The organism is Streptomyces sirii, assembly GCF_045690365.1.
Classification (GTDB): Bacteria; Actinomycetota; Actinomycetes; order Streptomycetales; family Streptomycetaceae; genus Streptomyces; species Streptomyces sirii.
In genome coordinates, this window is sequence record NZ_CP147982.1 from 7,527,603 (window position 1) to 7,540,761 (window position 13,159).

The 13,159-nt window shown below is 70.7% G+C and carries 8 protein-coding genes and 1 pseudogene; 6 read left to right on the forward strand and 3 right to left on the reverse strand.

Annotation, left to right across the window (positions count from 1 at the left end; translation table 11 throughout):
- Nucleotides 1-89: 89 nt before the first annotated feature.
- Together WAB15_RS33500 and WAB15_RS33505 are read left to right on the forward strand one after the other, a co-directional pair.
- Nucleotides 90-1,135: pseudogene (locus WAB15_RS33500) on the forward strand (AMP-binding protein); the annotation flags it as partial.
- Between the two features lie 132 nt (nucleotides 1,136-1,267).
- Nucleotides 1,268-2,728, forward strand: coding sequence for an amino acid permease (locus tag WAB15_RS33505; RefSeq protein ID WP_399150229.1), 1,461 nt, complete (start codon nucleotides 1,268-1,270; stop codon nucleotides 2,726-2,728).
- A 90-nt stretch (nucleotides 2,729-2,818) separates the two neighbouring features.
- Here WAB15_RS33505 and sph read toward each other — a convergent pair whose 3' ends face one another.
- Nucleotides 2,819-3,790, reverse strand: coding sequence for a sphingomyelin phosphodiesterase (gene sph, locus WAB15_RS33510; RefSeq protein ID WP_407288535.1), 972 nt, complete (start codon nucleotides 3,788-3,790; stop codon nucleotides 2,819-2,821).
- A gap of 315 nt (nucleotides 3,791-4,105) precedes the next feature.
- Here sph and WAB15_RS33515 point away from each other — a divergent pair, with 315 nt between their 5' ends.
- Nucleotides 4,106-4,957, forward strand: a complete 852-nt coding sequence (locus WAB15_RS33515; protein WP_407288536.1) for an oxygenase MpaB family protein — start codon at nucleotides 4,106-4,108, stop codon at nucleotides 4,955-4,957.
- Between the two features lie 73 nt (nucleotides 4,958-5,030).
- Here the strand turns inward: WAB15_RS33515 and WAB15_RS33520 are convergent, their stop codons facing one another.
- Nucleotides 5,031-6,527: a M1 family metallopeptidase gene (locus WAB15_RS33520; RefSeq protein ID WP_399150226.1), complete on the reverse strand. Its 1,497-nt coding sequence runs from the start codon at nucleotides 6,525-6,527 to the stop codon at nucleotides 5,031-5,033.
- A gap of 243 nt (nucleotides 6,528-6,770) precedes the next feature.
- Here WAB15_RS33520 and WAB15_RS33525 point away from each other — a divergent pair, with 243 nt between their 5' ends.
- From WAB15_RS33525 to WAB15_RS33535, 3 genes are all read left to right on the forward strand, one after another.
- Nucleotides 6,771-8,708 carry a Xaa-Pro dipeptidyl-peptidase gene (locus WAB15_RS33525; protein ID WP_407288537.1) on the forward strand — a complete coding sequence of 646 codons (1,938 nt, stop codon included), beginning with the start codon at nucleotides 6,771-6,773 and terminating at the stop codon, nucleotides 8,706-8,708.
- Nucleotides 8,709-8,793: 85 nt separating this feature from the next.
- Entirely contained in the window at nucleotides 8,794-10,140 is a 1,347-nt protein-coding gene (locus tag WAB15_RS33530) for a M14 family metallocarboxypeptidase (protein ID WP_407288538.1), read from the forward strand.
- Between the two features lie 79 nt (nucleotides 10,141-10,219).
- Complete coding sequence (locus tag WAB15_RS33535; protein WP_399150276.1) at nucleotides 10,220-11,899, forward strand: BCCT family transporter; 1,680 nt, start codon at nucleotides 10,220-10,222, stop codon at nucleotides 11,897-11,899.
- Nucleotides 11,900-12,023: 124 nt separating this feature from the next.
- On the opposite strand, the gene WAB15_RS33540 is transcribed toward WAB15_RS33535, so the two are convergent.
- A complete protein-coding gene (locus tag WAB15_RS33540; RefSeq protein ID WP_407288539.1) occupies nucleotides 12,024-13,007 on the reverse strand; it encodes an FAD-dependent oxidoreductase in 984 nt (327 codons plus the stop codon).
- Nucleotides 13,008-13,159 lie beyond the last annotated feature (152 nt).

A 13,159-nucleotide genomic window follows, 5' to 3' on the forward strand; every position in this document is an offset into this window, starting at 1 on the left:
CACTCTTGTGAAACCTTCTGGAACCTTCCCGACCGCGCCGCGTCCGCAGTCGGCGCCGCGGTGCGGTCCGCAGATCAGGCACCGCCCGGTTGCGGCGGCTGGTGGTCGTCGAGCCGGGGGAGGCCGCCGGTGACGGCCGGTACGAGACCTTCGCGGCGCTGGCCCGGCGGGGCGCCGAGCGGTACGACCCCGAGGCGTTCGAGGAGGGGTGGCGGCAGGTGCGGGCGGGCGACCCCCTGACCGTCGTCTACACCTCCGGCACCACCGGTGACCCCAAGGGCGTACTGGTCAGCCGGCGCAGTGTGCTGCTCAACGCGGTGGCCCTGGACGCGGTGGTGGAGCTGCCCGATCACGCCGAGCACCTCTGCTACCTCCCCTTCGCGCATATCGCCGAGCGGATGCTGGGCATCTATCTGCCGGTCTTCCGGGCCGGGCACGTCTACCTGTGCGCGGATCCGTCGGCGGTCGCCCGGACCGCGCGCGAGCTGCGTCCGGCGGAGTTCTTCGGGGTGCCGCGGGTGTGGGAGAAGCTGGCGGCGTCGGTGCGGGCCGCCCTCGCGCTGCTCCCCGAGGAGCGGCGGGCAGCGGTGGCGGGGGAGTGGCCCGGGCGTCTGTCGACTGCCGGGAGCGGGGCGAGCGCCCCGGCGATGCGCTGGCGGAGGAGTACGGCGAACGGCCTCGGCGTGTTCCGGCTGGGCTCGGTCGGCCGTCCGATCGACGGCGTCCAGGTGCGTACGGCCGACGACGGGGAGATCGAGGTCCGCGGCCGGACGGTGTGCGAGGGGTATCTGCGGGCCGACGGATCGGTGGAGCCGGCGACCGACGCAGATGGCTGGTTCGCGACGGGAGACCTCGGCCGGGTCGATGAGGACGGCTTCCTCTGGCTGCGGGGCGGCGCGGCATCGAGGGGACGCTGCGGGAACTGGCCGGGCATCCGGAGGTACGGGCGGAGGTCGAGCGGGCCGTCGCGGCGGCGAATTCACGCCTGAACCGAACTGAACAGGTCAAGAAGTTTTCGCTGCTGAGTGAGGAATGGGGTCCGGAATCGGGTGAACTGACGCCCTCCTTGAAATTACGTCGCCGGATAATTACCGCCAAATACGGACAAATCTTGGATGGCCTATACACGCTGTGATCTTGAACACAGACGGGGGGCCACTCTTCGGGGAAGGTGTGCCGTCGGCCGCCGCGCGATCCGCGGGATCCGGCCATCGCTCGAGCGCCTGCCCCGTAGGCGACGCCTGCCCGAAAGCGAGATTCACCAGCAGTGAGCACAGAAACCGTCACCGAGACAGCCCACAGGTCACCTGACGGGGGGAGCGCCGCGCAGCAGGATGCGGGCGATGCGGGCTACAGCAAGGGCCTCAAGGGCCGGCACATCAACATGATCGCCATCGGTGGGGCGATCGGAACCGGCCTCTTCCTGGGTGCCGGCGGACGACTGCACTCCGCGGGACCCGCGCTGGCCGTCGCCTACGCCGTCTGCGGCCTCTTCGCCTTCTTCGTCGTGCGGGCCCTGGGCGAGCTGGTGGTGCACCGCCCCTCGTCCGGTTCGTTCGTCTCCTACGCCCGTGAGTTCCTGGGTGAGAAGGGTGCCTACGTCGCCGGCTGGATGTACGTCGTCAACTGGTCGACGACCGGTATCGCCGACATCACCGCGATCGCGCTCTACACCCACTACTGGAGCCTGTTCACCGACATCCCGCAGTGGGTGATGGCGCTGATCGCCCTGGCGGTCGTGCTGTCGGTGAACCTGATTTCGGTGAAGATCTTCGGTGAGCTGGAGTTCTGGTTCGCGATCATCAAGGTCGCCGCACTGGTCGTCTTCATGTTCATCGGCATCTTCCTGCTGGCCACCCAGCACCCGGTCGACGGCCATACGCCGGGGCTGAATCTGATCACCGACCACGGCGGCCTCTTCCCGACCGGCCTGCTCCCCGTGGTGATCGTGCTCCAAGGTGTCGTCTTCGCCTACTCCGCGGTCGAGCTGGTCGGTGTCACCGCAGGTGAGACCGGTGAGCCGCAGAAGGTCGTGCCGAAGGCCGTCAACTCCATCATGTGGCGGGTGGGCATCTTCTACGTCGGCTCCGTGGTGCTGCTCGCGATGCTGCTGCCGTGGAACAAGTACACCGGCGGCGAGAGCCCCTTCGTGACGGTGCTGTCCAACGTCGGTGTCCCGGCGGCGGGCGATGTGATGAACCTGGTCGTGCTGACCGCGGCGATGTCCAGCCTCAACTCCGGGCTCTACTCGACCGGCCGCATCCTGCGCTCCATGTCGATGGCGGGCTCCGCGCCGAAGTTCGTCGGCAAGATGAACCGCAACCAGGTGCCGTACGGCGGCATCATGCTGACCGCTGCGGTGTGTGTGCTGGGCGTCGGGCTCAACTACGTCGTGCCGGGCCAGGCGTTCGAGATCGTGCTGAACATCGCGGCGCTGGGCATCGTCAGCACCTGGTGCACGATCATGATCTGCCACATGGTGTTCGTGCGCCGTGCCAAGGCCGGTCTGGTCGAGCGCCCGCGCTTCCGGCTGCCGGGTACGCCGGTCACCGACATCGCCACCATCGTCTTCCTCGTCGGCGTCATCGTGCTGATGTGGTTCGACGACGGTGTCGGCCGGCAGACCGTGCTGCTGATCCCGGTCATCGGCGCCGCGCTGGTCGCCGGCTGGTTCGCGGTCCGCGGCCGGGTCGCCCGGATCGCCGAGGAGCGCGAGCTGACGAAGTAGCCGCGCGGTAGCGGACACCCGAGGTATCGAGGGCGGTCGCAGAGGTCGAGAGGCCTCTGCGACCGCCCTCGCGCTGTCCCGGGCGACCGGTCAGCCGCCGATCACCGGGTAGTGGTCGGAGAGGTTGGTGTACGTGTAGTCCTTGCCCCAGCTGGAGACCGTCCAGGGCGCCGACTCCTCCTTGACCACCTCGTTCCGCCATCCGGCGGGCCGGGCGTGGCCGTTGCGGTGCAGGACGTAGTCCAGGTCCTCGCGGGGGTCGTCCGGGTAGCGGTACTTCGCGATGGAGTTGTCCTGGGTGTCGAAGGAGTACGGGTGGCCGGTGCGGCTGTCGGCGGGAGCCAGGTCGCCGTTGCCGAGCAGCGCGTTGTACTCGTCGCTGTGCGAGTCGACGTTGAGGTCGCCGGCGACCATGACCTCCTCGTCCGCCGGGATGTTCTTGGCGTCCAGGAAGGCGTCCATCTCCTTGAGCTGCTCGGCGCGGTCCGCGGCCGCCTCGCCCGCCTTGCAGCCCGAGTCGGTGGACTGGGTGTGGGTGCCGACGATATGCACCTTGGTGCCGTTGACGTCCAACACGGCATAGACGAAGCCCTTGTTGGAGAGGGAGTCCGCGCCGCAGGCGTCCTTGTAGACGTACTGCTCCTTGCGCAGGATCGGCCACTTGCTCAGTAGCGTCACCCCGCCGTCCTCCGGAGTGGTGGCCGAGTACGCGCCGCCGGTGGCGTCCCAGCCGTCCTTGCTGCGGCCGACCACCGGGGTCTGGTGCGGATACTGCGCCGCGGCCCGGGACTTGAGGGCGTCGGAGGAGGAGTTGTCGAACGCCTCCTGGAGGACGACGACGTCGTGGCCCTGGAAGAAGTCGGCGTCCGCGATCGCCTGCGCCCGGTGGTCCTGGCCCCAATTGGGGTAGAGGTTCTTGCTCATGAGGAAGGCGTTGTAGGTGAGTACCTTCAGATGAGGGGCGGTGGCGGCCGAACTGGGGGACGCGGCGGCGAGGGTGACGGCGGCCAGGGCGGCGGCCGCCGCGGCGGCCCGGGACACGCGCAGCGGAGAAGGCGACACGGGGACTCCCTGTGGGGTGGGGGTGAGTTCCGGCGACGCACATCAAATCAGCTGGGGTTACTTCGAGGTAACCATCCGGGGGCAACGAGATGGAGGGGAACGGGATTTACCGAGCGAAGCGCATGACCGGCCGCGGTCGCGAGCGGGGGCGACGGGTTCCAGGCCGGTAGCCGGGCGAGTGGGGCGGAGTAGCCGTGGGGCGGTCGGGTGGCGGGCCGCGGCGCCGGCGTTACGGTGGCCTGGGGAAGACGCGCCGGCCAGGGAGGGACCCCCTGCCCGCGGGCCGCCGAGAGCGGCCGTATGATGACTAATACCATGAATACGGTGGAAACATACCCAAAACCCCCGCCGGTCGGAGGTGTGCTCTGGTCGATGGTCGGGGACATCCGCATGCTGCTCACCCTGCCGCCGGCGCTGACGATGCAGGTCGCGCACCCGGCGGTGGGCGCCGGCGTGGACGATCACTCCGTCTTCCGCACCGATCCGTGGGGCCGCGGCGAGCGCTCGCTGACCTCGCTGCAGCTGTGGGTGTACGGCGGTGAGGGCGCGGCCGAGGAGGGCCGGCGGCTGCGGCGGCTGCACAGGACCATCCAGGGCACCGACGCCCACGGCCGCAGGTACCACGCGCTGACGCCCGCCTACTACGCCTGGGTGCACGCCACCGGCTACCCCGTCTTCCGGCACGCCCAGCGCTACCTCGGCCGCCCCTTCACCGAGGCACAGGAGCGACAGCTCTACGCGGAGTGGCTCCAGGTCGGCCGGATCCTGGGTATCCACGACCGCGATATGCCGCAGACCATCGAGGAGTTCTGGCCGTACTACCGCAAGGTCCTCGACAACGACCTCGAAGCCACCGTGGTGGTACGGGAGTTGATCGCGACCGATCCGCCGCTGCCGGTCCCCGACCGCGGCCCGCGCTGGCTGCGGCTGCTGCTCCGGCTCAGCTGGCCGTGGCTGCGCCCGCGGTTCGCCCGCTTCCGGCGGTTCGTCACGATCGGGCTGATGCCGCCGGACGCCCGGCAGGCCATCGGCCTGGAGTGGACCGATGCGCAGGAGCGCCGGCTGCGCCGCTTCGGGCGGGTGGTCCGCACGGTGGTCCCGGCCCTGCCGGAGCCGCTGCGCTTCATGCCGATCGCGCGCCGGGCCCGCCGGGCGGCGCGGACGTAGCCGCGCACGAACGGAGCCGGGGGGACGGGATACCCGCCGCCCCCGGCTCCGGACGGTTCACCCGTCCACCGGATCAGTGGCCGTGCGCCCCGTGCACGTCGTGCGTGGCCGCGATCTGCTTCCACGACTTGGGCTGGGCGACCGGCCCCCGCTGCGCGCCGAGCGCCTGCTTGGCCGCGCCCGCCGCCGGCCGCTGCGACTGGAACAGCCAGGTGTCGAAGAAGTCGGCCAGCTGCTTGCCGGACTTCTGCTCGGCGAACTTCACGAAGTCGGCCACCGAGGCGTTGCCGTACGTGTGCTCCGTCTGCCAGGACTTGAGGATGGTGAAGAAGACCTTGTCGCCGACCTTGTTGCGGAGCGCCTGGAGGGTCAGCGCGCCACGGTCGTAGACGGCGCCGTCGAACTGGTTCTCCGCGCCCGGGTTGCCCGGCTTGACCTTCCAGAACGGGTCATCGGCCGGGTGCTGGGCGTAGACGTAGTCCGCCAGCTCCTGAGCGGTGCCCTCGCCCTCCTTCTCCGACCACAGCCACTGGCTGTAGGCGGCGAAGCCCTCGTTGATCCAGATGTCCTTCCAGTCCTTGAGCGAGACGTTGTCGCCGTACCACTGGTGGGCCAGCTCATGCACCACGACCGAGACGTTGGTGCCGCGGTCGAAGGCCTTCTTGCCGTAGAAGGGGCGGGTCTGGGTCTCCAGCGCGTACCCGGCCGGCACGTTGGGAACGTAGCCGCCGACCGCGTTGAACGGGTAGGGGCCGAAGACGCTCTCCAGCCACTCGGTGATCTCGGTGGTGCGCTCGATGCTCGCCCGCGCCGACCCCTCGTTCGCGCCGAGGTCCTTGCTGACGGCGTTGATCACCGGCAGGCCGTTCGCGGTCTTGTCGGTGGTGATGTCGAACTTGCCGACGGCCAGCGTCGTCAGATACGTCGCCTGCGGCTTGTCCGAGCGCCAGTTGTAGCGCGTCCAGCCGAGCTTGGAGGACTGCGAGGCCAGTACGCCGTTGCTCAGGGCCTGGGTGCCGTCCGGGACCGCCACCGAGATGTCGTAGGTGGCCTTGTCGGTCGGGTGGTCGTTGCTCGGGTACCACCACACGGCGGCGTCCGGCTCCTGCGCCACCACACCGCCGTCGGGCGTACGGGCCCAGGCGGAGTAGCCGTCTATCTTCAGCTCGGAGGGCTTGCCCGCGTAGCGGACCACCACGCTGATCTGCCGGCCCTTCTCCAGCGGCGTGGCCGGGGTGACCTCCAGCTCGTGCTTGCCGGACGTGGCGAAGGCGGCCTTCTTGCCGTTGACCCGGATCTCGCTGACCTTCAGGCCGAAGTCCAGGTTGAAGCGGGAGAGGTCCTGGGTGGTCTTGGCGAGCAGCGTCGCCGTGCCCTCCAGCAGGTCCGTCTTCGGCTGGTACTTGAGTCGCAGGTCGTAGTGGGAAACGTCGTATCCGCCGTTTCCGCTCTCGGGGTAGTAGGTGTCGCCCACACCGGGAGCGCCGGGCGAGAAACTGGCCGCCGATGCCGGGATCGCCAGCAGCAGGCTGAGCGCGGCCGCGCCCGGGACGAGGAGTCTGTGACGCACGAGTCCTCCAACTCGTAGGGGGGATGGCTCGCTTCAGACCTTATGCAGTCCTTCGGGCCGGAGTCATGTACATGGCCCGATCTGACATATGACCGACATGAACCACCATCTGCCCCGGTGGTCCTTCACGCCACAGGCCCCCATCCGCCACCGAACGCGCGGCCGCGGTCACCCGCACTCTTACGCTTGCGAGTTGAGCCGCGCTACGGTCCGCCCGTGACGAATCCTGCGCGGTTCCCCCGCATGCCCTTCACAGCGCTCGTGCTGGCAGCGGTCGTCGCCCTGCTGTCCGCCCTGATCGGGCCGGCCACCGCGCAGGCGGCGCCCGGCGAGAGCAGACCCGTGTACTCCTACGACCGCGCGATACGTGCCTCGGTCTGGGTCGACACCGGGCTGGACGGCGACGAGGACGGGCGCACCGACCGCGTCGCCGTCGACATCGTGCGGCCCTCCGAACCCGCCCGGCAGGGCCGACGGGTCCCGGTGATCATGGATGCCAGTCCGTACTACTCCTGCTGCGGACGCGGCAACGAGAGCCAGAAGAAGACCTACGACCAACGGGGCCGGCCGGTCCAGTTCCCGCTCTACTACGACAACTACTTCGTGCCGCGCGGCTATGCGACGGTCCTGGTCGACCTGGCGGGCACCAACCGGTCGGACGGCTGCGTCGACGTCGGCGGCCGCCACGACATCCAGTCGGCCAGGGCCGTCGTCGACTGGCTGGGCGGCCGGGGCCGCGCCTACACCGCCCGCAGCGGAGGCAGACCCGTCACGGCCGACTGGTCCAACGGCAGCACCGGCATGATCGGCAAGAGCTGGGACGCCACCATCGCCAGCGGCGTCGCGGCCACCGGCGTCAAGGGCCTCAAGACCATCGTCCCGATCGCCGGCATCTCCTCCTGGTACGACTACTACTTCGCCAAGGGCGCCCCGCTCTACGGCTCGGGCCCGGACTCCCTCGCGCACCTGGTCGAGAGCCCCGACGCGCAACGAGGCTGCGCCGCCGTACAGCGCCAGCTCGTCGAGGGCGCGCCGCGCAGTGGCGACTGGACCGGGCTGTGGACCGAACGGGACCACGTCCGCAATGCGCGCAAGGTCCGGGCCAGCGTCTTCATGGTGCACGGCATGCAGGACCTCAACGTCCGTACCCGGAACGTCGGCCAGTGGTGGGACGCGCTCGCCCGACACGGCGTCGAGCGCAAGATCTGGCTCTCCCAGACCGGGCACGTCGACCCCTTCGACTACCGGCGCGCGGACTGGGTCAAGACCCTGCACCACTGGTTCGACCACTATCTGATGGGCTACGACAACGGCATCGACCGCGCCCCGATGGCCGACATCGAACGCTCGCCGGGCACGTGGACCAACGACCCGCAGTGGCCCGCACCCGGCACCTCCGCCACCACCGTCCGGCCGCGCGCCGGCAGCGCCCCCGGCGTCGGCGTCCTGGGCACCGAGCAGGCCCCTCCGGGCACGACCGAGACCTTCACCGACGACCCGCGGCTGAGCGAGGCCGACTGGGCCGCGCACCTCGACGAACCGACGGCGGCCAAGGCCGGGTTCACCACCGGGCCGCTGCGCGCACCGCTGCGGCTGTCCGGCTCCGGCACGGTCACCGTGACCGCCACGCCCAGCACCACGACCGCCCACCTCTCCGCCGTCCTGGTCGACCTCGGCCCCGACACCATCCGCGACTACGCCGACGAGGGCGAGGGCATCACCACCCTCGACCGGGCCACCTGCTGGGGCGAGGGGACCAAGGGCGACACCGGCTGCTTCAAGGAGACCGCCGCCGACACCCGGCAGGTGGCGCACACGGTCTTCAGCCGCGGCTGGGCCGACCTCGGCAACTACGCCGACCCGCGCAAGGGCCGCCCGCTCACCCCCGGCAAGCCCTACACCATCACCCTGGGCCTGGCCGCGAGCGACCACATCGTGCCCGCCGGACACCGGCTCGCGCTGATCGTGGGCGGGACCGACGCCGGCCTGATCGACCCGCCCGCCTCCCGGCCGCGGCTCACCCTCGACCTGGCCCGCACCTCCGCCCAACTGCCGCTGACCGGCGGCACCCCGGCCTTCGCACGGGCCACCGGGGGCGCGCCCCGGCAGGCGGAGGACACGGGCCCGCGGTACGGGATCGCCCCGCCGCACTCGATCAGCCGGCTGCCGCACGCCGGATGACCGGGGCCGCCCCGCAGCGGGCGGCCCGGCCCCACCCCCACCGCACCCCCACCCCCCACCGCTCCACCAAGGGAGGCACCCTCTCGTGATACTCCGCTCCCGCCGCCTGGCCCTCGGGACCCTGGCCTTCACCCTGACCGCCGCGCTCAGCGCCGCCCTGTCGGCCTCGCCCGCCGGCGCCGCCGGAAACCGGATACCCCGTACGGGATTTGAAACCAGCCAGGGCGCCCGCTGGACCAGTCAGCCCGAGGAGCAGGAGTTCCTCGCCACCGTCGACCGCGCCACGCCGCGCGTACGGATCGACCGGATCGGCGGCACCCGGCAGGGCCGCCCGCTGCAGCTCGTCCGCATCGGCGCCCCGGCCCCCAAGAGCCCGGCGGAGGTACGGCGCGGCAACTCCGTCCTGCTGATCTGCTCCCAGCACGGCGACGAGCCCTCCGGCCGCGAGGCCTGCCTCACCACCGTCCGCGACCTCGCCTACGCCAAGGACCCGGCGACCCGGCGCTTCCTGGAGCGCACCACCGTGCTGGTCGTACCGACCGCCAACCCCGACGGCCGGGCCGCGGACACCCGCGGCAACTCCGACGGGGCGGACATCAACCGCGACCACCTCGCCCTGCGCACCGCCGAGGCCCGCGCGATGGCCGCGGTCATCCGCGACAACCGGCCCGACACCATCTACGACCTGCACGAGTACGGCCCCACCGCCCCGTACTACATGAAGGACGTGCTGTCGCTCTGGCCGCGCAACCTCAACACCTCGGACGCGGTGCACCGCGAAGCCACCTCGCTCTTCGACGACTTCCTCGGGCCCGCCGTCCGCAACGCCGGATTCAGCACCGGGGTCTACGGCATCTGGACCGACCCGGAGACCGGCGACCCCGTCCAGCAGGTCGCGGGCGACGGCCAGGAGCGCATTCTGCGCAACACCGCCGGGGTGAAGGGATCCGTCGGGCTGCTCGTCGAGACCCGCGTCGACCCGCTCACGGACGCCGAGAAGGCCGACCCCGCGCTCAACAACCGGCGCCGGGTCACATCCCAACTGTCCGCCCTGAAAGGCCTGTTCGCCTTCGCCGACCAGCACCGTGCCCGCGTCGAAGCGGCCACCGCCGCCGCCCGGCTCGCCGGCTACGCCGACCGCGGAGCGGTCTACCTCGCCGGCGCGGACAACGAACCCGCCCCCGTTGACCGGATCCTGTCCGACCCGCCCTGCGGCTACCGGCTGGACGCCGCGCAGTTCGCCGGGCTCAAGGACGAGCTGGACCTGCACGGCGTGGCCTACAAGAGAGACCGTGACGGCGGCGCGCTCGTCCCGCTGCGCCAGTCGCTGCGCGGCCTCATCCCGCTGCTGCTGGACCGACGGGCCGATTATCACCTTACGGTCGCGACGCCCCTGGACGTCTGCCGAGGTGTGGTAGGGGGTAACGGGTAAGGAAAATATGGGCTATTGAAAGGTTGACTACGTGTCGAACGCAGACAAGGGGACGGGAGACGGGGGTGGCGCGCCATCGGTGGCGGACCTCCCCGTCGACCCGCTGCGGACCGGGCGCCCACACACCGACCGTGTGGTCTTCGGTGTGACCTCACTGCTCACCCTGGCGTTCATCGCCTGGGGGGCGACCTCGACCACCTCGCTCAAGAACGTGTCGACCACGATGCTGAACTGGGTGATCGACAACGGCGGCTGGGCCTTCGTGCTCTCCGCCTCCGGCTTCGTGATCTTCGCGATCTGGCTGGCCGTCAGCAAGTACGGCCGGATCACCCTCGGCAAGGAGGGCGAGGAGCCCGAATTCCGCACGGTGTCCTGGATCGCGATGATGTTCAGCGCCGGTATGGGCATCGGCCTGATGTTCTACGGCGTCAGCGAGCCGCTGGGGCACTTCACCACTCCACCACCGGGCACCGACCCCAAGGACGCCGCCCAGGCGATGGACACGGCGATGGCCACCACGCTGTTCCACTGGACGCTGCATCCATGGGCGATCTACGCGGTCGTGGGTCTGGCCATCGCGTACAGCTGCTTCCGGCGGGGGAGGCGGCAGACGATGAGCGCGGTGTTCAGCCCACTGATCGGTGAGCGGCGGGCGAGCGGCTGGGGCGGCCGGGTCATCGACATCCTGGCCATCTTCGCCACCCTCTTCGGCTCCGCGGCCTCGCTCGGGCTCGGCGCGCTGCAGATCGGCAGCGGCATCAAGGTGCTCGGCTGGATGGACAGCGTCAGCTCCACCCTGCTGGTCGGCGTCATCACCGTGCTGACCATCGCCTTCATCCTGTCCGCGGTCTCCGGCATCGCCAAGGGCGTCCAGATGCTGTCCAACATCAACATGGTGCTGGCGCTGATCCTGGCGGTCTTCGTCTTCGTGGTCGGGCCGACCATCCTCATCCTCAACCTGGTGCCGACCTCCATCGGCTCGTTCATCGGCGAACTGCCGCAGCTGGCCGGCCGTACGGAGGCCAGCAGCGGCAGCGAGGTGGGCGGCTGGCTGCGCAGCTGGACGGTGTTCTACTGGGCGTGGTGGATCTCCTGGACGCCCTTCGTGGGCATGTTCATCGCCCGGATCAGCCGCGGCCGGACGATCCGTCAGTTCATCGGCGGGGTCATCCTCGTACCGAGCGTGGTCAGCCTGCTGTGGTTCGCGGTGTTCGGCGGCTCGGCCATGAAGCTCCAGGACTCCAAGCAGCTCAGCGGGTCGAGCACACCGGAGGGCCAGCTCTTCGACGTGCTGCACCAGTACCCGCTCGCCACGCTCACCAGCATCCTCGTGATGATCCTGGTCGGCATCTTCTTCGTCTCCGGCGCCGATGCCGCCTCCATCGTCATGGGCACCCTCTCGCAGCGGGGCACCTTCGAACCGAGCCGGCTGGTGGTGGTGTTCTGGGGCGTGGTGACCGGTGCGGTCGCGGCGATCATGCTGCTGATCGGCGGCGGCTCGGGCGACGCGCTGACCGGACTGCAGAACCTCACGATCCTGGTCGCGGTGCCGTTCCTGCTCGTGATGATCGTCATGTGCTGGGCGCTGATGCGGGATCTGCGCAGCGACCCGCTGATCGTGCGGGGCCAGAAGGGCGAGGAGGCCGTCGAGATGGCCGTCATCGCGGGCCATGAACGCTACGACGGGGACTTCGAGTTCCAGATCATGCCCGGCGGCAGCGCGAGCGGCGCCACCGCCGAGGTGAAGGAAGACGGCTAGTCCGGCAATCGAGCCCTTGGGCTTCCGTGGAGGACCGGTGGCCGGAGCCACCGGCCCTCCACGGGCCTTTGGGCCTGGCGCTGCGCGCCGCGCACGAGCCTCCGGCCGGCCTTGCCGTACCGCCTCAGGCGTCCCGCACCAGCCGCACCACCTCGTCCGCGCATCCCCACGCCACGGTCACCCCCGCACCGCCGTGCCCGTAGTTGTGCACGCACAGCGCTCCGCCCGGCAGCCGCTCCGCCTCCAGACGCACGGACGGCCGGGCCGGGCGCAGCCCCACCTTGTGGGCGAGGACCCGGGCCTGCGCCACCTGCGGGAAGTACCGCGCACAACGCGCCACGACCGCGTCGGCCACCGCCGGATCGGGCTCCCGCGACCAGGCGTTCTCCCGCGCCGTACCGCCCAGCACCAGGCCGTACGGCTGCGGCAGCGCATACGTGGTATCCGCCGCTCCCGATTCCGCGGCCACGAACCACTCCTGCACGCCCGGGTTCTCCACGATCACCAACTGCCCCTGCACGGGATGCACTTCGCGATCCGGCACCAGGCTCCGCGCGCCCAGCCCCGAGCAGTTGACGATCACGGCAGCCGTCCGGCCCGCCTCGTCCAAGGACCGCACCTCGCGCCGTTCGACCCCCCCGCCCGCCGCCGCCAACCTCCGCTCCAGATAGCGCAGATGAGCCGGCATGTCGACGAGCGGTGTACGAGCCCGCCACCCGGACCCGCACCCCTCGGGAAGCTCGTCTGCGACCGCCTGCCGCAGCCCGGGCACGGCGGCGTACCAGGCCGCGAGACCGTCATCGGCGGCGCCCGGAGCCGTCGAGGCGCTCGCCATCGTGCCCGTCACCATCCGGGCACCGGTCGCCTGCGGCCTGTGCGCCAGCTCTGCCAGCACCTCGAAGGACCTGACGGACCACCGCACCGCGCGCTCGTAGGGCCGGATGCGATAGGGCCAGCACAGCCCGCCGGCCACCGCCGACGTCGTGGCGGCCGCCGCGTCCCGGCTCACCACCCGCACCCGGTGCCCGCCCTCCGCCAGCGCGATCGCCGACGTCAGCCCGATCACGCCGGCGCCGATCACCCATACGTCATCCGTGTTGAGCGTCATGGCGGGATGGTAGGCGGAGCCCGGTGGAGCGCGCGCCCGCGGGGGAGCACCAGGGCGAAGCAGGCCGCCCGCCCGTCCGCCGTTCGTGATCTTGCGGTAACCCTCCGGACGTGGTGCGGACAAACCCGGACCTTAGGCTGGTAGCAGCACCG